Below are 24,843 nucleotides of genomic sequence, written 5' to 3' on the forward strand. Positions count from 1 at the left end.
CAGAAGTGAAACGCGGTAGCGCCGATGGTAGTGTGGCATTCGCCATGCGAGAGTAGGACACTGCCAGGCACCCAATTAAACGGTGATGTGAAAACACATAGCCGGCTGCGAGGATGACCCCTCATCAAGAAGCGGCAAATGATTTAGCGCAAGCTAACCGAATGCGGAGCGGTAGTTCAGTCGGTTAGAATACCGGCCTGTCACGCCGGGGGTCGCGGGTTCGAGTCCCGTCCGCTCCGCCACTAATTTGAAGGCCTTCCCAGATGGGAAGGCCTTTTTGCTATGGGCGGTTTTTGCCCATAAGTCCCACTGGTTTGCACACCAGAACCAACACAAAGCCCAGTCTGACGACTGGGTTTTGATGTTTTTAGCCTGCTGGTGAGCTGCCGACATCCCACCGCGATGGCAATACCTTCCCCCTGTTGGCGCTCTTGCTACTGTTTCCAGCTCTGTATCGCATCACACCCCACCTGCATGACGATTAAATCAGGCCATCTTGCAACGGTACGTCATCGCTTCCACTTGTTTGTGTAATCCCCTTTTTTACTTATGGATTTATTCCATTAAAACAGTCTCTTATCAAGAATGAGCGATTCTGCTGCAGGAATACCACATGAATCAAATGATAATGATTATTGTTTGAATGATTCTGGCGAGGTCGTTACAATGCGGGCTGATTAATAAAGTGCTTTTCAAATGAGCCTTTTCTAATGCTGCGTCTGGCCGGATGCTAGGGCGTTGTAATGAGTGAAGTAAGGGAATACGTCACCTTCCTACTAATAATGTTCAGGCTAAAACATGACAACAGTGAAACCGAACAAGCTTGCCTTGTTGATCTGCTCCCTTCTTGCGACCCAGGCCTATGCTGCCGAACAAGAGGTGATGGTCGTCACCGCTTCCGGCTTCCAGCAGAAGATTGAAGACTCTGCCGCCTCCATCTCCGTGATTACCCGTGAGCAGCTGGAAAAGCGGGCCTATCGCGATGTGACTGACGCCCTGAAGGATGTTCCCGGTGTGGTGGTGACCGGTGGTGGCAGCAGCAGTGATATCAGCATTCGCGGTATGGGCTCGAAATACACCCTGATGCTGGTTGATGGCAAGAAGGTGGATAGCCGTGGCACTCGCCCGAACAGCGATGGTCCGGGTATCGAGCAGGGCTGGCTGCCGCCACTGCAGGCGATTGAGCGCATTGAGGTCGTCCGTGGTCCCATGTCATCCCGTTATGGTTCCGATGCCATGGGGGGCGTGATTAACGTCATTACCCGCAAGACCACCGGTCTGGCTTGGCAGGGCTCGGTTCACGCTGATTCGACCTTCCAGGAGAACAAGGATGCCGGCAATAGCTTCCAGACCGATGCCTATACCGCAGGTTCACTGATCGATGGCGTGTTGGGGCTGCGTTTCCACGGTCAGCTTGCTCATCGTGGTGAAGACAAATTTACCCAGGGTTTTGCCGAGCAAGAGACTCGCAGTGGCACGGCGGTGCTCAGCTTCAAGCCTGATGACCATAACCGCTTCGATCTGGAAGCCAGTCGTAGTCTGCAGGATCGGGATCGCACGGCCGGCAATTCGCTGGCTGCCAAGGCGAAAGATAGCCTTAACCGATACGAGCGCACCAACTATGCGCTGACCCATGATGGTCAGTATGATTTCGGCTCTTCCAGCAGCTATCTGCAGCAGGAGACCAACACCAATCCCGGCCGCCAGATGGAGCTCACCAACACCATCGCCGATACCCACACCCAGTTCATTCTGGGGGATCACTACCTGAGCGTCGGTGGGCAGTATCGTTATGAGGATCTGCACGATCAGGGCAATACCCTGAAAGTGGCCAACCCTGCCGAGCAGCTGACCCGCTGGAGCTGGGCGATGTTTGTCGAGGATGAGTGGTCACTCACTGACAGCTTTGCCCTGACCGGTGGCGCCCGCATGGATCGGGACCAGAACTACGGTTCTCACTGGAGCCCGCGTCTCTACGGCGTTTGGCATCTGGATGATAGCTGGACCCTGAAAGGAGGCGTATCGACCGGTTACCGCTCTCCTGACTTGCGAATGTCGGCGGCCAACTGGGGTCAGGTCACCGGTGGTGGCAGCCTGGATGGTATGCTGGTCGGTAACCCGGACCTCAAACCCGAGACTAGCGTGAGTGAAGAGATCGGCCTGCTGTGGAACGGTCATCAGGGCTTCAACGCCGGGGTTACCCTGTTCAACACCGACTTCAAGAACAAGATCTCCGAAGTGCGTCGCTGCACCAGCAAGAGTGATCCCGCCTGTACCCTCAATGGTCACAGTTATGACTTCATCAGTGATCGGGTCAACGTCGACAAGGCGAACATGCGCGGTGTCGAGGGGATGATGGATTGGGCCATCAATGAGGATTGGTCGGTCAGCTCCAGCTACACCTTTACCCAGTCCGAGCAGAAGAGTGGTCCACTGGCGGGTCATGCCCTCAACCAGATGCCCCGTCACATGTTCAACGGCAGTGTTGACTGGCAAACCACCGAGGATCTCAGCCTCTGGTCACGGGTAAACTTCCGTGGCGAGACCTCCGAGTACCTGAGCCGGGTCAAGATGGCGGAGGGGACTCCTTCCTACACCTTCTTTGACATGGGCCTGGTCTACAAGGCCAACAAGCATCTGGATCTGACCGCCGGGGTCTATAACCTGTTCGACAAGATGGTGGATTACAGCAGCTATGGCACTGTACTGGATGGTCGCCGCTACAACCTGGGCGTGACCTACAACTTCTGATAGGGAACCTGTCATGCGGCCGCCATCTTCTGATGGTGGCCGTTTTTATTGCGCGTCCGTCAGGGTGCTATGCCTGATAGGAGGCGGCTTGCCAGGTATTGCGCCCCCGTCCCTTGGCCTGATACATGAGGGCATCAGCCTGCCGTAGTAGCTGGTCGGCATCAGCCTCTCTCCCTGCGGCTACCCAGACTGCCCCGGTGCTGATGGATAGTGTCACTGCACTATTGTCGGTGTACAGAGTTTGTTGATTGCACTCCTGACAGAGGCGTTTGGCCCACTGCTCTGTCTCTGCCAGCGTGGCCAGCGGCAGCAGCAGGCAAAACTCCTCGCCGCCGATGCGGGCCAGCAGAGCCTCTTCGGGCAACAGGTTGGTCACAGTCGTGGCCAGCTTTTCCAGCAACAGATCCCCGATGCCATGACCAAAGCGGTCATTGGTCTCCTTGAAGTGATCCACATCGAACAGCAGCAGAGCACAGGGACCCCCACTTGCCAGCTGTTGCTCCATGGCAGGCATGAATGCCCGTCGGTTGAGCAGGCCGGTCAGGGGGTCGGTACTGGCTTGTTTCTCCAGTCTGGCGTTGGCGCGGCTCAACTCGGTGGTGCGGCTGGCAACGGCGCGGCGCAATTGCACTATGTAGGCCACCATGATCAATGCCCCAGCAAGCAGTAGCCAGGGACCGAGATGGATGGGGTAGACGGTTTCGACATGCATCCACTTGCGGATGATCCGCTCCCGATCGCTCTCTTTGAGCTTGGCGAACCCCTCTTCCAGCCGGTTTAACAGGGCAAGGTCGCCCTTTCTCACCGCAAAGCGGATCTGGTCAGTATAGAGGTGGCGAACCGGAATAAAGCGGGTGGGATCGTCCGAGGTATAGATGTAGAAGTTGGCGACCTGCAGATCGGCGATAAAGGCCTTAATGTCGCCCCGAAAGGCCGCCGCCAGCAGGGTGTCATTGTCGTCGAAGGTCTGCAGTTGGGTGCCGGGGAAGTAGCGTCTGGCGTAATACTCCTCGTAGCCACCGGCTACCACACCGACCGTTTCATGGAGCAGGTAGTAGTGGACATCGGTGCCGCGCAGTTCGCTCGAGAAGAAGAGTTGGGAGTCGAGCTGGGCGAGAGGCCGGCCATAGTCGAACAGTTTGTCCCGCTCCGGTGACCAGAGCAGTCCGGCGTGAACATCCGCTTTCCCCTCATGGAGCAGGTCGAGAGAGCCTTGCCAGTCGACCAGCCTGAACTCGATCTTCTGGCCGGTGACCCTGGCATATTCACGCCACAAATCGATCAGCAGGCCATCCGGCTGGCCCGACTCATTGATATAGGAGAAGGGCTGCCAGGCTTTGGAGTTGGTAATGATGATCGGCTCTTCCGGGGCTTTGGTCCAGGCAGGCAGGGCAAGGGCGAGCAGCAGGAGCCCCCATCCGATACTGACTATGACTCCTGTCCTGGAAGAGGCCATCCTTGCTCCAATCCGTTGCCGTATACCGTCCCGTGGTCACAGATTATCACCGTCTTTCTGATCGAAGAACAAGCGCTCAAATGATGAAGTTTGCATGATGTAAACGGCGCCATGACAAGGTCGGCGGATAGAGTGACTACTTACAGCGGCAGGCTGATCCGCGCCTCCAGCCCACCTTGTGGCCGATTGAGCAGGGTCAGTTCGCCGCCGTGCTGATGCACCAGGGTACGGGCAATGGAGAGCCCCAACCCGACACTGCCGGACTCGGTATTGCGCGCTTCATCGAGCCGCACAAAGGGTTTGAATACATCCTCCAGCCGCGCAGGATCGATTCCCGGCCCGTTGTCACAGACCCGGATCAACAGCTCCTCCTTGCAGCGCTCCAGCGACACTTCGGCGCTGCCGGCATATTTGATGGCGTTGCCGATCAGGTTCTGCAGCACCCGGCGCAGGGTGTTGGCCCGGCAGGCGTAGACCTCTTTGCCCTCCGCCAGACAGGTGACCGGCTGGCCGGTATCAGCGTAGTCATCGCACAGGCTGACCAACAGGCTGACCAGATCCAGCTCGCGGGTAGCCTCCTGCTGTCCCTCCTCGCGGGCAAAGCTGAGGGTCGCCGCCAGCATCTGCTCCATCTGTTGCAGGGTCTGCTGGATCCGCTCCTTGTCCTCGCTATCGGCCAGAAATTCGGTACGCAGCCGCAGGCTGGTGATGGGGGTGCGCAGATCGTGGGAGATGGCCGCCAGCATTCGGGTTCTGTCCTGCACGAAGCGGTCGAGCCGGGTGTGCATCCGGTTGAAGGCCTGAATCGATTCGCGGATCTCGGTCGGCCCCTCCTCTTTCAAGGGCTCGATATCCTCGCCCCGTCCGAGCCGATCTGCGTTGCCTGCCAGCTGCTTGAGCGGGCGAGTGGCACGGCGAAACAGCAGCACCATCAGCCCGATCACCAGACTGGCGACCAGCATAAGATTGAGGGTGGTTTGCCACGACCAGCTGCCCGCCTCCTTGTCGACCAGTGAGCTGAACTGCAGCCAACCTCCCTGCGGCAGTTCGATGGAGCCATAGAGCCGCATGTCGCGTGATGGGGGCGGTGGCCCCTTGCGATCCCGCATCATGCGGGCGTGATGCTCCCAGGCTTTGCTGCGCTGGGCATCCTCTTTCAGCTCGGCGCTGATCTCTATGGTGAGACCCTGCGGGTAGCCGAGCCGAGAGCGCACCAGCTGCTCGAAGCGGGGGCTGCGATTATCCGGTTGCAGTGGTTCGTCTGAGAGGCGCAGCAGCAGGGTTTCGCTGCGGCTCGCCTTGAGGATCTCGTCATAGAGAGATGGGGGTGATAGAGAGAGCAGCCTGACCACCGAGATGATCCGCTGCATGGCGTTGCGGCTGTTGACGAAGCCAAGCGCCTCCTCCCGATCCGAGCGGTAGATCTGGATGCTGAGCAGCTGGATCAGGATCAGCCCTGCCAGCGCCACCAGAATGATCTGGCCTGTCAGCCCCTTGGGCCATATTTTTGCCCACAGTCGTTTCAAAAAGGTCACCGCTTATGCCTGCGTCACGTCGGCGGAGAACATATAGCCGCCACCCCAGATGGTCTTGATCAGCTCCGGATTCTTGGGATCCCGCTCCAGCTTGCGGCGCAGTCGACTCACCAGAGTATCGATGGCGCGATCGAAGGCCACCGCCTCGCGGCCACGGGCCAGGTCCAGCAGTTGATCCCGGCTCAGCACCCGTTGCGGGCGTTCGAGAAACACCTTGAGCAGATCGAATTCGGCGGTGGAGAGGCTCAGGCCCACCCCATCCTCATCGACCAGCTCCCGGCGATTGACGTCGAGTAGCCAGCGATCGAAGCGCAGATCCCGGGTCAGGGTCTCGGCGGCAGGCTGGGTCTCGGCCTGGGTGCGGCGCATCACCGCCTTGATGCGCGCCAGCAGCTCGCGCGGGTTGAAGGGCTTGGCCAGATAGTCATCGGCCCCCATCTCCAGCCCTATGATGCGGTCGGTCTCTTCCCCCATGGCAGTGAGCATGATGATGGGCAGGTTCGATTTGACCCGCAGCTCGCGGCAGAGGGTCAGACCATCTTCACCCGGCATCATCAGATCCAGCACCAGCAGGTCGAACTCCCGCTCCTCCAGCAGTCGCTTCATCTCCTTGCCATCCCGGGCGCAGCTGACCCGCAGGCCGTGCTGTTCCAGAAAGCGTTTCAAGAGATCGCGGATCTCGCTGTGGTCGTCGACCACCAGAATGTGGGTGTTGCCCTGGTTCATGAATACCTCCCCTGCTTGGCGTTGGCCCGAGTATACGAAAATCCGGACGGCGGTTTGTGTCAAAGTGTGCCAGATCCGCACGATGCCACACTCTGCTACAAAAAAGGGCGATGCTGGCAAAGTTCAGACACCGACAGGGTGTTTACTTGAGGGCAAGGCAAGAGCGCCGAACCAGAATCATCCCTACAGGAGATAGACCATGAAAAAGCTGACCAAAACCCTGCTGACCGCCACCCTGATCCTTGGCCTGCCGCTGGGTGCCTATGCTGCCAGTGAAGCGGCCCCCACCGGCCAGCCCGGTGCCATGGTGGATTGCCCGATGGACGGTGGTGGCATGATGGGTGGTAAACACCACGGTGGTCGCCACGACAAGATGGCTCGTATGCAGAACATGACCCCGGAGCAGATCCAGGCCAACTTGCAGCAACGTTATGATCGTATCGAGGATCCTGCCAAGAAGGCGGAGTTCATCAAGAAGCTCAACGAGCGTGCCGCCGGTATGACCAAGCACGCCGAAGCGATGAAGCAGTTCGCCGAAGCGAACCAGTAACAGCGCCAGCTGTTATCAACCCAAGGGTGGCCGAGGCCACCCTTTTTGCGCTTACTGCGTTGAGCAGCAGATTGGTTGAACGCTGGTGATTGTCAATAAAAGAGGGGGAGCCTGATGCTCCCCCTCTTGCTATCTGTGCCGGTGCGGGTGTGCAACCGACTTCACCGGACGAGCGAACTTAGCCCTGAGCCTTGTCGGTCAGGTCTACTTTCTTGACGGTTTCGCCTTCGAACTTGATGACCACGTTTTTCTTGGCTGCGTCGGTATCTTTCAGCAGGGTTTTGGTGGTTTCTGCCAGCAGCGGAGAGGCCTTCTTCAGGGCATCCAGGTCATAGGTCCACACTTCCAGACCGGCCTCGGTCTTGGTAGAGGCAGGAGCGCCCAGTTTCTCTTTGACTGCCTGCTTGTTGGAGCCGCCTTCTTTGATATCCAGCGCCTTTTTGATGGCTTCGTTGGATGCGCTGTCCATGGCACCGGATACGGCAGTGCTGGCCGCATCCTTGACGCTGCTGGTGACGCTGTCGGTCAGCGAATCCATCAGGCCGGCATTGGCAAACAGGGGCAGGGTGGTGAGGGCAACCAGCAAACTCTTTTTCATTTTCTACAGCTTCCATGGGTTCAATGAGGCGGCTATGAAATCAGCAAAGATAGTGGGCGTCAAGTGAGGCATGAAATTAACATTTCTGTTAACTGGATCTCATTTCTCACCAGCTGCAAACAGTTTTGGGATCTCCCGCACCAGCCAGCTTTTGGCCTTGCCCATGGTGTCTCGCCGCCAGGCCAGCACGACCTGGATCTGATGGCGATATTCGGGGCTGATCACCTTGAGTCGTCCGGCCCGGATGTCCTCCTCAATCCAGCTCTGTGGCATGGTGCCGACCCCGATCCCTGCCAGCAGGGCATCCCGTTTCTCCGTCATGGTGCTGACGGTGAGGCGCGGCTGCTTGTCCAGCAGGCGGTAGGTGAGCACCGGCTTGCGCAGCGCGGTATCGGCGACCGCGATGGCGCGGTAGCGGCGCAGGGTCTCGTCGGCCAAGGGTTCTGGCTCCTGATGTAGCGGATGATCGGGATGGGCGACGTAGAGCATCACCTCGTCCTTGATCACCTGATGCTTGATGCCGGTCATCATGATGTCCGGATTGATGGAGGAGATAAGCAGGTCGGCGCGGCCATCTTCCAGACACTCCCAGCTACCCGCCAGCACCTCGGCCCGCAGCCGCAGTCGGGTATCGGTCTGCTCGGCCAGTTTCTCCACCAATGGGTAGAGGGCCTGCACCGGGACCAGCGCATCGACGGCGACTGTGATGTCGGTCTCCCAGCCACGGGCCAGCGCCCGAGTTTCGCCTACCAGATGTTCGGCTGCCTCCAGCAGCACCCGGCCGCGCTCCAGCAGCATGCGCCCCGCCGGGGTGAACTTGGTGCGGTGGCCGCTGCGGTCAAACAGCATGGCATCCAGTTCGTCTTCCAGCTTCTGCACCGTATAGCTCAATGCCGAGGGCACCTTGCCCAGCTCGTCGGCCGCCGCCGCAAAGCTGCCGCGGCGGTCGATGGCATCCAGCACCCGGATTGCCTCCAGGGTCAGCGCCCGCTCCTTGTTCGATTCCTTGGCCATTCCTCACCTTCAATTTTTTTGAATATGTTTGCCAGTTTATCTCGCTAACAAGTTAGGTCATGTCACTTTAATATTCAATCAACGCTTAGGCAGGAACGTCGAGCGGCCAAATATGCGGGTAGTTCCGCACTGTGACACACCAAATCGGTCTGTCTGATGTCGGTGAAAGAACAACACACTATTTGAATAACCTCTTGCATGGATGCATTGATTCTGGCCGAAAAGGCCTTGGCAATGACATATAAAACAAGAGAGTGAATGAACATGAAAAACGTAATCAAGATGCTGGCCGTTGCAGGCCTGATGACCACAGGTTTCGCCCAAGCTTCCGTACCGGCTGACTTCAATGCCATGCCCGGCGTGCTGTTTGTGAACTGGAACGCCACTGCCGCAATGGATGGCAAAGCCAATCCGATGCTGGAAGTGCGTGACGAGTCTGGCGATCTGCTGGCATCAGTCCACGCCAACCTGACTGGCACCCAGCAGGTACGGATCCCAAGCCGTACCCAGGGCAACCTGACTGTCAGCCTGGCTGACCAGAGCAGCGAATACCGTATTCCGTTCGGCATCGGTAGCGGCAAACAGCGTTAATCAACCGTCCCGGTAGGTGAGGAGCAGACCATGATGCAATTGAGAGCCGCAGAAGCGCGGGGCAAGGCCAACTTTGGCTGGCTGGACGCGCGCCACAGTTTCTCCTTCGGTCACTACTATGACCCGGAGTGGATGGGGCACTCGGTACTGCGGGTGATCAATCAGGATCTGGTTGCGCCGGGTGGCGGATTCGCCACCCACCCTCACGCCAACATGGAGATCCTCACCTGCGTGCTGCAAGGCACCATAGAGCACAAGGACAGCCTCGGCCATGCCGAGCAGATCCCGGCAGGGGATTTCCAGCTGATGAGCGCAGGCAGCGGGATCCGCCACAGCGAGTACAACCCCTCGCAGACGGATCCTCTCTCCCTGTTGCAGATCTGGATCGAGCCGAACGAGTTCGGCACGCCACCCGGATATCAGCAGAAGAAGATCGAGTCCAGACCGGGCATGACGCTGGTGGCGTCACCGGATGGCGAGGCGGGATCGCTGCGGATCCGCCAACAGGCCCGCGTATGGCGGCTGGAACTGGCCCCGGGCGAGACGCTCGAATGGGCACTGGCTGGCCGACACGGTTACCTGCAGATGATTTCAGGGGAGCTGACCGCCAACGGTCTGGCTGCCCGACCCGGCGACGGGGTACTCAGTCGTGATGAATACCGGTGGGAGCTGGTTGCGACCAGTGCCAGCCAAGCTCTGTTATTTGACCTACCCTGAAGCAGTCAGCGGTGATGTGACACAAACGAGGAATATGAAATGGACAAGATGAAAGATGTAGCGCTGCTGGCGGGTCGTGTACTGCTGGCGCTGATGTTCGTAATGGCGGGCTGGAGCAAGATCGGCGGCTATGCCGGTACTCAGGGCTATATGGAGGCGATGGGTGTACCCGGCTTTATGTTGCCGCTGGTGATCCTGCTTGAGCTGGGTGGTGGCCTTGCCGTCGTGCTCGGTCTCTTTACCCGCAGCCTCTCCGTGCTGCTGGCCGGTTTCACCCTGATGGCTGCCTTTATTTTCCACTACCAGCCTGCCGAACAGATGCAGATGCTGATGTTTATGAAGAACGTCTCCGTCGCCGGTGGTTTCCTGGCGCTGGCGGCGGCCGGAGCAGGGGCTTTCAGTGTGGATGCCCGTCTCGGCAAAAACTGGTAATGCCCTGAAGAGTCAAGTTTTCCAATGCCTTTTGGCCGGTGCCCTGCACCGGCTTTTTTCTGTCTGCGTTTTCCGGGGCGATGAGGCAGCTGCACAAATCTGCGGTCCCCCTCATGGTTCAGCGGTTTGCCCGCCTGCTGGCCACAAGTGCCTTTTGCATCTTATCCCCCGATCCCCGACAATTCCCTCTCTTGTGAAGTGACGGAAATGGCTCGCCTTTTCCCTCGCCCCCTCTCATCCACAGGCGGGAATTGCTCATGTTTACCCTCTACCACTCCAATCAGCTGGATCTGCTCAAAGAGCTGCTGGTGAGCCGCATCCGGCAGGCCCCCCTCTCTCACCCCTTCGATCGGGAGCAGATCTTGGTGCAGAGTCCGGGCATGGCCCAGTGGCTCAAGCTGGAGCTAGCCAAAGCGTTTGGCATTGCCGCCAATATCGACTTTCCGCTGCCCGCCAGCTTTATCTGGGAGATGTTCACCCGGGTGCTGGCAGATGTGCCGCGCCAGAGCCCCTACAACAAGGGATCCATGAGCTGGCAACTGATGACCATTATGCCTGCCTTGCTGGATCGCCCCGCCTTTGCCCCGCTCGCCGCCTATCTGGGCGGTGGAGAGGACGAGGATCCCGCCCAGGATCCCGAGCAGGTGCGGCTGTGGCAGCTCTGCCAGAAGGTGGCGGATCTGTTTGACCAGTATCTGGTCTACCGGCCGGACTGGATCGCCCGCTGGGAAGAGGGGGAAGGATTGAGTCAGGAGCTGGCCGGGGTGAGCGGTCAGGATTGGCAGCCCGAGCTGTGGCGCGAGCTGGTGGCCCGCACCCTGGCGCTCTCTCCGAGCGGCTACCACCGCGCCAACCTCTACGAGGAGTTTATCCACGAGCTGGCGCGCACCGCCGATCTGCCGGGCAAGCTGCCGCAACGGGTCTTCGTGTTCGGCATCTCGGCGCTGCCGCCGCGCTATGTGGAGGCGCTGCTGGCCCTCGGTAGCCGACCGGAGGTGGAGGTGCACCTGTTCGTCACCAACCCCTGCCGTTACTACTGGGGGGATCTGCTGGATCGCAAGACCCTGGCTCGGCTGGAGAACAAGCTCAAACCCGGTACCGACATCGAGACATTGCAAGGCCCCGCCAACCCGCTGCTCGCCTCCATGGGCAAGCTGGGGCGCGACTACCTGCATCAGCTGATGGAGCTGGAGGTGCCGCAAATCGAGGCTTTCGTCGATATCGACGAAGTGGATGGCAAGGGCAATGTCAGCCTGCTGCGCGCCATCCAGAAGGATGTGCTGGAGCTGGCAGAACGGGGCGCCGGTCAGTTCGATCTCGACAGCAGCCATCACAAGAGCCCGATCGATCCGGCGGATGGATCCTTGCAGATCCACGCCTGCCATGGCCCGATGCGCGAACTCGAGGTGCTGCACGACCGGCTGCTGGCGCTGTTCGAGCAGGACCCGACCCTCACCCCGAAAGATGTGGTGGTGATGATGCCGGATGTGAACAGCTATGGCCCCTACATTCAGGCGGTGTTTGGCGCGCGCGGTCAGATCCCGTTTGCGGTCTCGGATCGGGCGGCGAGTCAGGAGAGCCCGCTGCTGCAAAGCTTCCTCGCCCTGCTCAGGCTGCCCAACGCCCGCTTCGGGGCGGGGGAGCTGCTCGCCATTCTCGAGGTGCCCGCCGTGCTGCGCCGTTTCGAATTGGATGACGACGAGTTCAACCAGCTGCGGGTCTGGGTGCAGGAGACCGGCATCCGCTGGGGGTTGGATGACGGTTACCCCGTCCGTTTCGATCTGCCGCCCATGTCCGGCAACAGCTGGCTGTTCGGCCTGCGCCGCATGCTGCTCGGCTTTGCCATGGGGGATGGCGAGCCTGTGGCGGGCATCCTGCCCTACGCCGATATCGAGGGGCAGCAGGGGCTGGCGCTCGGCAAGCTCGCCTGGTTTGTCGATTCGCTGGCCGAATTCCTGCCCCGCCTGCAACAGGCGCAGCCGCTGGCCGAGTGGAACGCCTGCCTGCTGGCGCTGCTGGAGCGCTTCTATCTGGCCGACGAGGATGAAGAGCGTCAGCTCCAGCTCATTCGCAGCCAGCTGGCCGAGTGGCAGACCCGGCTTGGCGAGGCCCGCTTCGAGCAGCCCATCACCGCCGATCTGTTGCAGGATTACCTCGGCAGCGTGCTGGGGGAGTCCCGATCCAGCCAGCGCTTCCTCGCCGGTCAGGTCAACTTCTGCACCCTGATGCCGATGCGCTCCATCCCCTTCAAGCAGGTCTGCCTGCTCGGCATGAACGACGGTGTCTACCCGCGCACCCTGGCTCCCATGGGGTTCGATCTGATGGCGGTGGCGTCGCGGCGGGGGGATCGCTCCCGACGCGATGACGACCGTTACCTCTTCCTCGAGGCGCTGCTGAGTGCCCAGCAGGGGCTCTATATCAGCTATCAGGGCTTCAGTGCGCAGGACAACAGCGACAAGGTACCCTCAGTGCTGCTGGCGGAGCTGATCGACTATGTGCGGCAGGGCTTTGTGCTGGCGGGGGATGAGGATCTCGACGATGAAACCTCCGGCAAGCGGCTGCTCAGCCACCTGATGGTGGCGCACCCGCTCACCCCCTACAGCCGCAACTACTTCTATCCGGAGGCGGGTTCACGCCTCTTTACCTATGCCTCCGACTGGCTGCCCGCCCTCAATCCGGTGCGTGGCGCGGCCAACTTCCAGAGCGGCGAGCTGCCTCTCCCCCCCGAATGGGGCAAGGAGCAGGGGCTGGAGCTGGCGGAGCTGCTGCGCTTCTATCGCCAGCCCACCAAATATTTCCTCAACCGCCGCCTCAAGGTGTGGTTTGAACTGAACGAAGCCAACATCGAAGACAGCGAGCCGTTCGAGCTGGATGGCCTGCAACATTACCAGCTGAAAGATCTGCTGCTCGATGCCCATCTGGCGGAAGGTGAAAGTACCGAGCGTCGCGAGCGGTTGCAGCTCACCGGCCTGCTGCCGCAAGGGTGGTTCGGCAGCCTGCTGCTGGACGATCTGGATGCCGAGATGTGCAAGCTGGCGGATCGGCTGCGGCCATGGGTTGCTGCCAATGAGTCAGAAAAACAGGCGGTGGAGATCGATATCTCCCTCACTCAGGGTCAGCTGCAAGGGTGGATCGACACCCAGAAGGGGCGCTTGCTGGTGGTCAAACCCGGCAGCTTCAACGGCAAGGATCTGCTGCTGGGCTGGATCCAGCACCTCTGCCTCTCATTGAGCGGCGCCCCCGGCGACACCCTGCTGTTCGACGCCAAACAGAGTCTGCGCCTGCCTGTACTCACTGCCGACGAGGCGCGGCCCAAGCTGGCGGCGCTGGTGGCATGCTGGGCGCAGGGGATGAAGCGGCCGCTGCCCTTCTTCCCCAACACCGCATGGGATTGGCTCAAGGCGATCGAGAAGGATCCCGACAAGCCGGAGGCGGCCGACAAGGCGGCCCTCACCCGTTTCAACGGCGGCTGGATGATCAATGGGGAGGGGCAAGATCCTTACGTCGCCCGCTGCTTCCCCGAACTCGATGACGAGGTGCTTGGTCAGTTGCAGGCGCTGGCCCGCGAACACCTGACCCCGCTGCTCAAGACCCTGGAGGAGCTGAAATAATGGCTAACCCGCTCAATACCCTGCGTTTTCCCCTCCATGGTGAACGACTGATCGAAGCCTCCGCCGGTACCGGCAAGACCTACACCATCGCCGGTCTCTACCTGCGCCTACTGCTGGGCCACGGCCCGCTCATTGAAGAGGGGGCTGATGCCGGTCAGCCGAGCGCCCACGAGCGGCCGCTCTCGGTGACTGAAATCCTGGTGGTGACCTTTACCGAAGCGGCCACCGCCGAGCTGCGCGGGCGGATCCGCGGTCGCATTCACGAGGCGCGGCTCGCCTTTGTGCGCGGCCATAGCAATGATGCCTTGCTGGCCCAGCTGCTGGCCGAGGTGGAAGATCACGAGCTGGCGGCCCGTCGTCTGCTGGCCGCCGAGCGGCAGATGGACGAGGCGGCGGTCTTTACCATCCACGGCTTCTGCCAGCGGATGCTGAAACAGAACGCCTTCGAGTCGGGCGCCCTCTTTGAAACCGAATTTCTCACCGACGACAGCCAGCTCAGGCTGCAGGCGGTGAGCGACTACTGGCGTGCCGAGTTCTATCCGGTGGATAAAGCCCTCGCCAGCGCGGTGCGCGCGCTCTGGCCGAGCCCCGCCGCCCTGCTGCGGGAGATGGGCAGCTGGCTCGACAACAGCGAGCTGGAGATCCACCCCGCGCTGGGGGATGAGACCCTCGCCGCCCGCCATCAGGCGGCCATGAGCCGCATCGCGGCGGTGAAGAGCGAATGGCTGGCGCAAGGGGACGAGATCCGCCGCCAGACAGACGGCCAGATCAGCCGCTACACCGGCAAGAACTACGAAGGGTGGCTTGCCAAGATAGCTGACTGGGCACAGGACGAAGGCAGTGGCTACGCCATTCCCAAGGAGCTGGAGCGCTTCGGCCAGACAGTGCTGGAGGAGAACCTCAAGAAGGGGGGCGCAGTGCCGACCCTGCCGCTGTTCAGTCAGATAGACGAGCTGCTGGCGAGTCGCCCCGGTATTCGGGATCTCATCCTGCAACGGGCGGCCAAGGTGGTACGCAGCCGGATGCAGGCGAGCAAGCGCCAAGCCCATCAGCTCTCGTTCGATGACCTGCTCAAAGATCTCGACGGGGCGCTTGGCTCCAGCCTTGGCGAGCGGCTGTGCGAGCGCATTCGCACCACCTACCGGGTGGCGATGATCGATGAATTTCAGGATACCGACCCCCAGCAGTACCGCATCTTCCATCGGCTTTACGGCGGCCACACAGACACGGCGCTGTTGATGATCGGTGACCCCAAGCAGGCCATCTACGGCTTTCGCGGCGCCGACATCTTTACCTACATTCAGGCGCGGCGAAATGTGAGCGCCCACTACACCCTCGGGCGCAACTGGCGCTCCAGCAGTGCGTTGGTGGGGGCGGTCAACGGCCTGTTCGAGCGGGCGAAAGATCCCTTTATCTACGAGGCGGATATCCCCTTCCTGCCGGTGGAGGCGCAGGGCAAGAGCAAGGCGCTGCTGCTCGATGGCGTTACCGCCCCCGTGCTCCACTGCTGGCAGCTGACCGGCCAGCCCACCTTCAATCGGGGGGATTACCAGAGCAAGATGGCCCGCGCCACCGCCGCCGAGATCCACCGCCTGCTGACCCTGGCCCGCGAGGGCAAGGCATTGATCGGTGACAAGGCGGTGAAGGCCGGGGATATCGCCGTGCTGGTGCGCACCGGCGCCGAGGGCAAGCTGGTGCAGCAGGAGCTGGCGCGCCTCGCCATCGCCTCCGTCTATCTGTCGAACCGCGAGAGCGTGCTGGAGCAGACGGAGGCGCGGGAGATCCTGCTGATTTTGCACGCCTGCCAGAACCCGAGCGAAGAGCGCAGCCTGCGGGCGGCGCTCGCCACCGGCCTGTTTGATCTCGACGCCAAGGCGCTCGATGGACTGGCCAGCGACGAGCGGGCGTGGGAGAGCGCGGTGCAGGAGTTTATGGAGTACCGCAAGATCTGGCACCGCCGTGGCGTGCTGGCGATGCTGCGGGCCCTGCTGCACCGGCGCAATCTCGCCTCTTCGCTTTTGGCGAGCCCCTATGGCGAGCGGCGGCTGACCAACTTCCTCCATCTCGGCGAGCTGCTGCAACAGGTGAGCAGCGAGCTGGACGGGGAGTACGCCCTGCTGCGCTGGCTGGGGGAGGCGGTGAGTCGCCCCAACGGGCAGGATGCTGAGCAGGTACTACGCCTCGAATCCGAGCGCAAGCTGGTGCAGATCGTCACCATCCACAAATCCAAGGGGCTGGAGTACCCGCTGGTGTTCCTGCCCTTTATCTGCAGCCACAGAACCGCCGAGACCCCGCTCTATCACGAGGCGGATGAGTCGGGCAATCGCACCATTCTCGATCTGACCGGCGCCGACTCGTCGCTCGCCGAAGCGGACAGGGAGCGGCTTGCCGAAGATTTGCGGCTGCTCTATGTGGCGCTGACCCGGGGCGTCTACGCCACCTGGCTGGGGCTGGCGCCGGTGCGGGCGGGAGCGGGCAAGTCGGAGAAGACCGACCTGCACCACACCGCCATCGGCTACCTGCTGCAAAAGGGTGAAGAGGGGGATGCGCAGACGCTGGCGACCGCGCTGACCGAGCTGGCACAGGCGCTGCCCGGGGTGGCTGTCGGTGAGCCCTCGCTCACCCGTCCGACCCCGCTGCCGCCAGAGGAGGAGCAGTTGGGCGAGCCGCAGGTGCGCCACTTTACAGGTTCCCTTGAGCGGGACTGGTGGATCAGCTCCTACTCGGGGCTGGCGGCGCAGGGTCACGGTCACAGCAAGGGTGTACTCGCCAATCCCGGCTTCGATGACGAGGTCGTCACCGAGGCGGCCGCGCTGGCTGCGGAACAACCGGACGAGGCGCCCCAGCCCTCCATCTTCACCTTCCCGAAAGGGGCGCGCCCCGGCACCTTGCTGCACAGCCTGTTCGAGACCATCGATTTTCAAAGCGCCGCGGGCGAGCCGTTGGCAGAGCATATCGCCACCCTGTTGGCGCAGGATGGTTTCGACGAGAGCTGGGCCCCGGTGCTGCAACAGCAGGTGGAGGCGGTGCTGGATACCCCGCTGGAGACAGGCTTTGGCGAGCCGGTGCGGCTGCGGGATCTGGCGCCCGAGCGCAAGCAGGTGGAGCTGGAGTTCTTCCTGCCCATGGGGCGGGTGACGGCATCGGCGCTGACTGCGCTCTGCCAGCAGCACGACCCGCTGTCGCGGGGCAACAAGCCGCTCAGCTTTGCCACGGTGCAGGGGATGCTCAAGGGCTTTATCGATCTGGTGTTCGAGTGGCAGGGGCGCTGGTATCTGCTCGACTACAAATCGAACCACCTCGGCATGAGCCCCGCCGATTACAGCCGTCCGGCGCTGGAGCGGGCGATGGCCGAGCACCGCTACGACCTGCAATACCAGCTCTACTCGCTGGCGCTGCACCGGCTGCTCACCCTGCGCCTGCCGGGCTACGACTTCGAGCAGCACTTTGGCGGGGTCTTCTATCTGTTCCTGCGCGGCATGCCGCAGGGGGGCATTTTCCATACCCGCCCGAGCCGTGAACTGGTGCTGGGGCTGGATAAGTTGTTTCGCGAAGGCAGTGAGCTGCCAGCAGCGGGATCCCAAGCATTGAACGAGGTAGAGGCATGAGCGGCACCATGATCAGCACCGCGACCAGCGCAATGATGGTTGAACGGTTGAAAACACTGGCGCTGGCTGGCCGCATCCGCCAGCTGGATCTGCAATTCGCCCGGCTGGTGGCTGACCTTGGCGGCAACCCCGAGCTGGTGCTGGGGGCGGCGCTCACCTGCTTCGAGCTGGGGCGCGGCCATGTCTGTCTGCCCCTTGATATGTTGGCGAGTGGAGCTTTACGGCCGTTCGGGCTGGATCCCCAGCAGAGCCGGGATCTGCTGCTGGATCTGGCTGATCCTGCCCGCTGGCCCGCCCTGTTTGCAGAGAGTCCCTTGGTTGGAACCGAGCAGGATGACGGGCTAACCCCGCGCTGGCCGCTGCGGCTGTGGCACGGGCGGCTCTACCTCACCCGCTACCACGATTTTGAACTGGGGGTGGCCCGCCATCTGCGCGCCCTGAGCGAGCGTGCCGAATGGCCGGAGATCGCCCCGGCCCTGTCGCGGCTGTTTGCCCGCGACTACGGGCTGGTGTTCGCGGCGCTGCTCAAGGCCCGCCTAGCCCCTGACTTCTCTGCCCGCCACTTTACCCTGAAGTATCTCGATCTGGTGTTCCCCAATGAAGTGGATTGGCCCGCCATCGAAGGGCTGCTCGCCAGCGCCCAGGCGGCGAGCGATTTGAGCAAGCTGGATGCGCTGGTGCCCGAGGCGCTCTGCTGCAACGGCCAGAAGCTGGCGGCGGCCACCGCGGCGGCGCGCCCCTTTGCGGTGATCTCCGGCGGCCCCGGCACCGGCAAGACCACGACTGTGGCGAAACTGCTCGCCATTCTGGTGGAGACCGGCCTGCAAGCGGGCAAGGCCCCGGCGATCCGGCTGGTGGCCCCCACCGGCAAGGCGGCGGCGCGCCTGACCGAGAGTATCGGCTCTGCCCTGCAGGCCCTCGATCTGCCCCCCGAGTGGGTGGAGGCGATCCCCACCGAGGCGGGCACCCTGCATCGACTGCTCGGGGTCATTCCGGGGCGCAGTCAGTTCCGCCACCACGCGGGCAACCCGCTGCACCTCGACCTGCTGGTGGTGGATGAGGCCTCCATGGTCGACTTGCCGATGATGGCGCGGCTGCTCGATGCGTTGCCAAGCCACGCCCGCCTGATCCTGCTAGGCGACAAGGATCAGCTCGCCTCGGTAGAGGCGGGTGCCGTGCTCGGCGATATCTGCAGCTTTATCGAACAGGGCATCAGCCCGGAGCAGGCGGATTGGCTCTCCCGCCAGACCAGCTACCGTTTGCAGGGTACGCCCGCGGGGGCGCCGGTGCGCGACAGCCTCTGTTTGCTGGCCAAGAGCTGGCGCTTTGATCAGCATTCGGGCATCGGCCAGTTGGCACGCGCCTGCAACAGCGGCGATGCCACTGCGGTGGAATCAGTCTGGGGCGCAGGATTCGCCGATATCAGCTTGCACCCCTGGGCTGGGGAGGCCTACGACGCCCTGATTGCACAAGGGGTGGCCGGTTACGGCAGCTATCTGAAGGCGGCCCGCGCCGGGGAGGCGCCCGCCGCCGTGTTCAAGGCATTCAACAGCTTCCAAATCCTCTGCGCCCTGCGCGATGGCCCGTTCGGGGTGCTGGGGCTAAACGAGCGGCTCGAACTGGCCCTGTCACGGGCTGGCCTGATCGCCCGCGATGGCGACTGGTATGCCGGTCGCCCGGTGATGGTGGTGCGCAACGACCACGGCGTCGGCCTCTACAACGGCGATATGGGGCTCTGCCTGCCCGATGAAACTGGCCGCCTCAAGGTATGGTTTGAGCAGCCGGACGGCACCTTGCGCGCTCTGCTGCCCAGCCGGCTGCCGCCCCACGAGACCGTCTACGCCATGACCATCCACAAATCCCAGGGCTCCGAGTTTGCCCATACCGTGCTGGTGCTGCCCGACAGCCCCAGCCCGCTGCTGACCCGCGAGCTGGTCTATACCGGCATCACCCGCGCCAAGGCACGGCTCGATCTCTACGGCGATCGCGCCCTGCTGGCACAGGCGGTGCGGAAAAAGACCGAGCGTTATTCCGGATTGGCACAGAGGTTGGGGGAGTGATTGATTGGATGGCGGTAAAGGGATTTGCCGCCGTTTTAATGTCATTCACTAATTGAAAATTCAGAGGGAGGATTTATTTGCTCAAAAACCCACTCCGAAAAAACTTTTTCAACATCCCATCTATTATAATTTTCGTCAGGGTAACGTTTTCTCATCAAATCTGACTTACAGGAATTAAACTCATGATATTTTTCCATGAATTTCTTGGACAGTTCATTTAGTTCACTGTCACTGTTAATTATAAAAAATGGCAATTTTATTATGGGTGGTTTCAGTTGAGTTGTGATTGGTGTAGACAGTGTTTGATATGTATCACAATGCACTTCAATTTTTCTTATGTGTTGAAATAAACTATATTCAATAGTTCCTTTTTTATAATAGTAAATCTCACAGTAAAATTCTGCATTTGACCCATCTTGAGCTTCTGGATAGGTAATAAACTCAATGTTTGGGAATGGTATAGTCAAACCCTCGTTGTAGTAATTAACAACAGGCAAGGTTTTAATAATTCTGTTCTTATATTTTAAGTGGTAGTCAAACTGTCTTGCATTCTCAAAATATAAGTTTTGCCACCAGTAATTACCCCCCTCATGTTCTACACTTCCAATCTCAATAGTGAAATCAGGATCATTAGAATAGAAGGCTTGGCTAATACCGTCATAGTCCCAACATTTGGCATCTTCTAAAAGAATGGAGAATCTATCAGGGACTTTTAGGTTGAGGCCGAATCTTTCACTCCACATCGTTCTGACATCAATTGGATTGGCACATCAATCTAATGGTGTATTAGCATCATTTGTCCGTGAATAAACAACACCAGCTCGTATGGATTTACCTTGATAACTGTATTCTTTTGTCAGGTAATATGGTTTTAAAGGCTCATTAAATATTGTTAGGATTGCTAACTTGGCTTCATTAAATTGTAAAAAATCAAGCTGAATGTTTGGGATGTTATCTTCACTAAAACGTAGTCTTCTAAGCGCAGTTATAATATCTGCTTGAGTATATTTTTTATCACTCTCGTTTAATCCAACTACTTCTAATGAATCAGATATTCCGAAAGCTATGTATCTATTCCCATTGTGAATTACATTAGCCATACATAGAATATCATGGACCATTGCAACAATATTGTTGTGGAATTTTTGTTTGAAGTCCCACCAGAGACCTTCTTTACCTTTTGAGAGTAAGTCATTAATGATGCTGTTCATTAAATAAAACCATGAAGTAATGTAAATTGTATTTTGTAATTGTCGTCAGTTTACCTTCAAATATGGTCGCAATGGAACTATTTACATGCTTATAAGCTGAACTCGCATGTTGGGCTTCGCAGGCTCAGCACCAAACTACCGATCGTGTAGGTTGTGGCGAGCGTAGCGAAGCCCAACGTTTACCGCGAAATCTCTTTTTCCTTTCCCTTATCCCCAGCCCTTCTCCTCCTTTTTTAATAAACGGGAGAAGGGAGCAATGCCGTTACCGTTGTCCGATTACGCTTCGCTAATCGAACTTACGAGAGGGCCAGGGTGAGGGGAGCATTCAGGTATTAGATGGTCAGCTCCAGCCGGTTGCCTTCCGGGTCGAGGAAGGTGCTCTCGTAATAGCCGTCGCCGGTCCAGCGGGGGCCGTCCAGGTGTTTCACTTCGGCGCCCTTGAGCAGCTTGAGGCGGGCGGTCATCTTGTCCACTTCCTCCACGCTGCCGAGGGAGAAGGCGAGGTGGGCCAGCCCCTGCAACGGGTGTGGCAGAGTGAGATCTGCCGGAAACAGTATGGGGATGTGCATCAGCTCCAGGCTGGCGCCCCCTTCGAAACGCACGAAGTAAGAGCTGAACTGTTTGCTCGGGTTGTGATAGCGCTCATTGGCCTGCCCGCCAAACAGGGTGCAGTAGAATGCCTTGAGTGCCTCCAGATCCTGCGCCCAGATGGCGACGTGATGGATATGCATGGCTGGTCTCCTGTGACTCGATGCCCTTAATGCTATGCTGGGGCCTGTCCCTTCGACATGGCTGAGCCCGTCCTGATGATGTCTGAAACTGCCAACACCGAGATTATCGATGTCTCCCCCGACTGCCGCGAGCAGATCTGTTGCGACAGTCTGCTGCCGGCCCTCGCACAGGAGCAGGTGTGGCTGGCGGGCTATTCCCGTCTCAAGACCCGCTACCGCATCGCGCGCCGCTTTGCCGATATGCACTGTTTTCTGCTGACCCTGGGCGGTGAGGGGGAGGTGCAGGTGGGCGATCGCCGCGAGCGGTTGCAGGCCGGGGAGTGGGCGCTGATCCCAGCCGGGGAGCCACTCTGCTATCAGTTGAGTGAGCCGTTGAACCAGCAGGTGAATAAGGGGAGTGAGTGGGAGCTGGTGTGGCTGCTGCTGCACAAGGATTCCCCCTGGGATGCCTTCGCCAGCCACCCCCGGCTCGGTTGTACCTCCCAGCAGGCTACCGTGCTGCGCACGCTCGAGAACCTCTATGCGGAGCAGGAGCGCCATCAGGACCCGCTGCTCAGCGCCCTGCTGGTTGAGCAGCTCGGCTTTTACCTGCGCCGTCTGTTGCAAAAGGGGCAGCGGCGTGGCGAGCGGCTGGCGCTGCGCCTCGAATTGCTGCTCAAAGAGGCGCTGACCGAGCCGTGGGACATAGCGCGCATGGCTGGCGCCCTGCATCTCTCCGAGCGCCAGCTCTACCGGCTCTGCCAGCAGCACTTCGCGCTGGCGCCCATGGCGCTGCTGCAACGGCTGCGGCTGCAGCGGGCGGCGCTCTTGCTGGCCAGCCGGGCCGACCCGGTGAAGCTGCTGGCCGAGCAGTGCGGCTTCAAGAACGAGTACCACTTCTCCACCGCCTTCAAACGCCAGCATGGCCTGGCGCCCAGCCACTATCGCAACCTGCATCATCCTGCCTTTAAAACCGGACAAGGGTGAAATATTGAGCCACACTGGTTGCTAATGTTATTCAGACGAACCCGATGGCGGCCGATAACCGGAACAAGTAGTGGCGGTTTTCATCGATCAACGGATAGCGGACTGTGCAGCCGTCTGCCGCTATCATTTCTCAACATCAGGCTGGAATGCCCCGCGCCCCAGCGGGGCGGCAATACAAGGATGGTCTCCCATGCTGCAGGACAGCGACACGATCAGGATCTCGGATGTCAGCGAAGCCGTGGTACATGGCATTCTCGAGGTGATCAGCGATGGCATCTGGGACTGGAATGCCAACACCGGTTTCGTCTATCGCAACCCGGGCTGGTACCGGATGCTGGGCTACGAGCCCCATACTCTAGGCAACAATGTCTTCACCTGGGAGAGTGTGATCCACCCCGACGACATGGATCGGGTGATGGCGAGCTTCGATGCCTATCTGAGCGGCGCCGCCCCCGACTACCGTGTCGAGTATCGCTGCCGCAGTCGCGGCGGAGACTATATCTGGATCGAGGATTGCGGCCGCATCATAGAGCGCAATCCCGATGGGTCTGTGGCGCGGATGATCGGCGCCCATCGCAATATCCACGCCAGCAAGTTGCTGCTGGAGCAGCTGGAGCTGCGCAATCAGTCGCTGGAGCAACTGGTGGCGGAGCGCACCGCCGAGCTGGTGCGAGTCAACGAGGCACTGCAACAGAGGGTGGAGGAGAATCGTCAGCTGGCGGAGACTGATGCCCTGACCGGTGCCGCCAGCCGCTATCGGCTGGAGCGGGCGTTGCAGCTGGAGTGCGAACGGGCGCGCCGCTTTCACTTGCCTTTTACCGTGATTGCCATGGATGTGGACAACTTCAAGCAGATCAATGACAGCTATGGCCACAATATCGGGGATCAGACCCTGATCCACATAGTGGCGCTGGTGCGCGACCATATCCGCGAGATTGATCTGCTGGCTCGTTGGGGTGGCGACGAGTTTATGGTGCTGCTGCCCAATACCGGCCGTGAAGATGCGTTGGTGGTGGCGAACAAGTTTCAGGCGTTGATGGTGACGAACCCCATCTGTCCCCGCGGTGTTACCACCATGAGCTTCGGAGTGGCGGAGTATCAGCAGGGTGAGCAGAAGGAGAGTCTGATGGTGCGTGCCGATCGGGCGCTCTATCAGGCCAAGCAGCAGGGCAAGAATCAGATCTGCTGATGGCACATCAGCCAATAGAAGGGCCGCAGGCGTGAAACCTGTGGCCCTTTTGCATTGTTACTGACGCGGCGCGACTTAGAAGTGGTAGCGCAGACCCAGCTTGAGGGTATCCAGAGAGTAGTGCTCATCACCCAGGCTCAGGGCGTTGAACTGGCGCTCGTAACCGATACCGGCAGAGAAGCTGTCGTTGAAGGCGTAGTCCAGACCCACTTCCAGATTGGGGTGTACCTTGCTCTTGGTTTCGCTGCCACTTACCTGACCGCTCATACCGAGGATGGTGGCATTGCCGACAACTTCCACTTCGGTGCGAGTGTAAGCGATACCCGGTTTGGCATAGGCGCTGAAGCCCCAGGCCAGCGGATGGCTCAGCTTGGCGGCCAGGCTGATGCTGCGGGTGTCGATGGTGGTGTCGGCAAAGCCGGTTGCCCCCTGAGAGGTCACCCAGATCAGCTGCTCCATCTGTTGGGCGTGCAGGCCACCTTCAATGGCCAGCCAGGGTTTGAAGCTGTAACCGACGATCAGGCTGCCGCCGTCGAGCTGGTCGTCGATCACTTTGGCGTTATAGGCGCGCTGGAGGTCACCGTCGAGATCCATCTTGGAGGTGGTCAGATCCAGACCTGCATACCAGCCTTCGGCATGGGCGCCGCCATTCATGGCCAGAGCAAGCAGGGAGAAAGCGGCAATTTTATTAAACTTGTTCATGGATAAATAACCTTGTGTTGCGTGAACTGCGTGTAATTTATATTGCTCAATCCATGAAGCTTTTTATATTTCCGTCATCGCTCTGCTTTCACAGAGGGGCCGCAGTATAGTCAGCACATTTCTGAATAACAAGAGAGTGGTTTCCCCATCATTATAAATATGACTGGCTGCAAGCAGGGCCATTTTGTTTAATAAATGGTGTTATTAGAGTTTTAGCTTTATTGAGGTTTAAATAATTAACTGGTGAGGCAAATGACCGGCTGCGAGTTCTATTTTGATTCTATGTGATTGATTTTTATCAGCATTGAATTTTCATTCGAGCGTGGCCATGATGAGCCGTCTAAAAATTGGCATCTCAGATGTCACTGATTGGCATCAGGTTCTTTTCGATGATT

The 24,843-nt window shown here is 59.8% G+C and carries 19 protein-coding genes and 1 tRNA gene; 11 read left to right on the forward strand and 9 right to left on the reverse strand.

Translation table 11 applies throughout. The annotated features are described in order from the left end of the window. The first annotated feature begins 165 nt into the window (after nucleotides 1–165). Together G5533_RS09335 and G5533_RS09340 are read left to right on the forward strand one after the other, a co-directional pair. Nucleotides 166–242: transfer RNA gene (locus G5533_RS09335), tRNA-Asp, on the forward strand. 556 nt (nucleotides 243–798) lie between these two features. Further along, a complete protein-coding gene (locus G5533_RS09340; RefSeq protein ID WP_421205749.1) occupies nucleotides 799–2,751 on the forward strand; it encodes a ligand-gated channel protein in 1,953 nt (650 codons plus the stop codon). Between the two features lie 67 nt (nucleotides 2,752–2,818). Here G5533_RS09340 and G5533_RS09345 read toward each other — a convergent pair whose 3' ends face one another. From G5533_RS09345 to G5533_RS09355, 3 genes are all read right to left on the reverse strand, one after another. After that, on the reverse strand, nucleotides 2,819–4,207 hold the full coding sequence (locus tag G5533_RS09345; protein WP_441254722.1) for a transporter substrate-binding domain-containing diguanylate cyclase: 1,389 nt from the start codon (nucleotides 4,205–4,207) through the stop codon (nucleotides 2,819–2,821). Between the two features lie 140 nt (nucleotides 4,208–4,347). Then, nucleotides 4,348–5,712, reverse strand: coding sequence for an ATP-binding protein (locus tag G5533_RS09350; protein WP_421172997.1), 1,365 nt, complete (start codon nucleotides 5,710–5,712; stop codon nucleotides 4,348–4,350). 33 nt (nucleotides 5,713–5,745) lie between these two features. Next, the gene (locus G5533_RS09355; RefSeq protein WP_005342708.1) at nucleotides 5,746–6,468 is read right to left on the reverse strand and encodes a response regulator; all 723 of its coding nucleotides are present in this window, start codon (nucleotides 6,466–6,468) and stop codon (nucleotides 5,746–5,748) included. Nucleotides 6,469–6,667: 199 nt separating this feature from the next. Here G5533_RS09355 and G5533_RS09360 point away from each other — a divergent pair, with 199 nt between their 5' ends. After that, on the forward strand, nucleotides 6,668–7,018 hold the full coding sequence (locus G5533_RS09360) for a hypothetical protein (protein ID WP_005355311.1): 351 nt from the start codon (nucleotides 6,668–6,670) through the stop codon (nucleotides 7,016–7,018). Between the two features lie 178 nt (nucleotides 7,019–7,196). Here the strand turns inward: G5533_RS09360 and G5533_RS09365 are convergent, their stop codons facing one another. Then, entirely contained in the window at nucleotides 7,197–7,616 is a 420-nt protein-coding gene (locus G5533_RS09365) for a hypothetical protein (RefSeq protein ID WP_139406620.1), read from the reverse strand. Nucleotides 7,617–7,715: 99 nt separating this feature from the next. Continuing rightward, nucleotides 7,716–8,630, reverse strand: a complete 915-nt coding sequence (locus G5533_RS09370; RefSeq protein WP_005336524.1) for a LysR family transcriptional regulator — start codon at nucleotides 8,628–8,630, stop codon at nucleotides 7,716–7,718. Nucleotides 8,631–8,888: 258 nt separating this feature from the next. On the opposite strand from G5533_RS09370, the gene G5533_RS09375 reads away from it, so the two are divergent. The 6 genes from G5533_RS09375 to recD all read left to right on the forward strand — a co-directional run bounded on the left by G5533_RS09375 (nucleotide 8,889) and on the right by recD (nucleotide 19,649). Continuing rightward, complete coding sequence (locus tag G5533_RS09375) at nucleotides 8,889–9,221, forward strand: hypothetical protein (protein WP_013723379.1); 333 nt, start codon at nucleotides 8,889–8,891, stop codon at nucleotides 9,219–9,221. A gap of 30 nt (nucleotides 9,222–9,251) precedes the next feature. After that, the gene (locus tag G5533_RS09380; RefSeq protein WP_005336514.1) at nucleotides 9,252–9,938 is read left to right on the forward strand and encodes a pirin family protein; all 687 of its coding nucleotides are present in this window, start codon (nucleotides 9,252–9,254) and stop codon (nucleotides 9,936–9,938) included. 39 nt (nucleotides 9,939–9,977) lie between these two features. After that, a complete protein-coding gene (locus G5533_RS09385; RefSeq protein ID WP_005336513.1) occupies nucleotides 9,978–10,370 on the forward strand; it encodes a DoxX family protein in 393 nt (130 codons plus the stop codon). Between the two features lie 257 nt (nucleotides 10,371–10,627). Then, a complete protein-coding gene (recC, locus tag G5533_RS09390; RefSeq protein ID WP_441254723.1) occupies nucleotides 10,628–13,981 on the forward strand; it encodes an exodeoxyribonuclease V subunit gamma in 3,354 nt (1,117 codons plus the stop codon). Further along, nucleotides 13,981–17,589, forward strand: a complete 3,609-nt coding sequence (gene recB / locus G5533_RS09395) for an exodeoxyribonuclease V subunit beta (RefSeq protein ID WP_441254724.1) — start codon at nucleotides 13,981–13,983, stop codon at nucleotides 17,587–17,589. The genes recC and recB overlap by 1 nt, the downstream gene beginning before the upstream one ends. After that, nucleotides 17,586–19,649 carry an exodeoxyribonuclease V subunit alpha gene (recD, locus tag G5533_RS09400; protein ID WP_421255049.1) on the forward strand — a complete coding sequence of 688 codons (2,064 nt, stop codon included), beginning with the start codon at nucleotides 17,586–17,588 and terminating at the stop codon, nucleotides 19,647–19,649. Before recB ends, recD begins: the two co-directional genes overlap by 4 nt. Before the next feature lie 41 nt (nucleotides 19,650–19,690). Here recD and G5533_RS09405 read toward each other — a convergent pair whose 3' ends face one another. The 3 genes from G5533_RS09405 to G5533_RS09415 all read right to left on the reverse strand — a co-directional run bounded on the left by G5533_RS09405 (nucleotide 19,691) and on the right by G5533_RS09415 (nucleotide 21,591). After that, entirely contained in the window at nucleotides 19,691–20,392 is a 702-nt protein-coding gene (locus tag G5533_RS09405; protein ID WP_441254725.1) for a hypothetical protein, read from the reverse strand. A gap of 27 nt (nucleotides 20,393–20,419) precedes the next feature. Continuing rightward, nucleotides 20,420–20,860 (reverse strand): AlbA family DNA-binding domain-containing protein, encoded by a 441-nt coding sequence (locus tag G5533_RS09410; protein WP_441254726.1) that lies wholly within the window; start codon nucleotides 20,858–20,860, stop codon nucleotides 20,420–20,422. A gap of 332 nt (nucleotides 20,861–21,192) precedes the next feature. Further along, on the reverse strand, nucleotides 21,193–21,591 hold the full coding sequence (locus G5533_RS09415; RefSeq protein ID WP_421205737.1) for a VOC family protein: 399 nt from the start codon (nucleotides 21,589–21,591) through the stop codon (nucleotides 21,193–21,195). A 75-nt stretch (nucleotides 21,592–21,666) separates the two neighbouring features. Between G5533_RS09415 and G5533_RS09420 the strand changes: the two genes are divergently transcribed. Continuing rightward, nucleotides 21,667–22,557, forward strand: a complete 891-nt coding sequence (locus G5533_RS09420; protein ID WP_421255051.1) for a helix-turn-helix transcriptional regulator — start codon at nucleotides 21,667–21,669, stop codon at nucleotides 22,555–22,557. A 190-nt stretch (nucleotides 22,558–22,747) separates the two neighbouring features. Further along, complete coding sequence (locus G5533_RS09425; RefSeq protein WP_441254727.1) at nucleotides 22,748–23,746, forward strand: sensor domain-containing diguanylate cyclase; 999 nt, start codon at nucleotides 22,748–22,750, stop codon at nucleotides 23,744–23,746. Nucleotides 23,747–23,821: 75 nt separating this feature from the next. Here the strand turns inward: G5533_RS09425 and G5533_RS09430 are convergent, their stop codons facing one another. Next, nucleotides 23,822–24,448 carry a porin family protein gene (locus G5533_RS09430; RefSeq protein WP_421255052.1) on the reverse strand — a complete coding sequence of 209 codons (627 nt, stop codon included), beginning with the start codon at nucleotides 24,446–24,448 and terminating at the stop codon, nucleotides 23,822–23,824. Nucleotides 24,449–24,843 lie beyond the last annotated feature (395 nt).

The organism is Aeromonas sp. A600620 (genome assembly GCF_029479985.1).
Taxonomy (GTDB): Bacteria; Pseudomonadota; Gammaproteobacteria; order Enterobacterales; family Aeromonadaceae; genus Aeromonas; species Aeromonas veronii_A.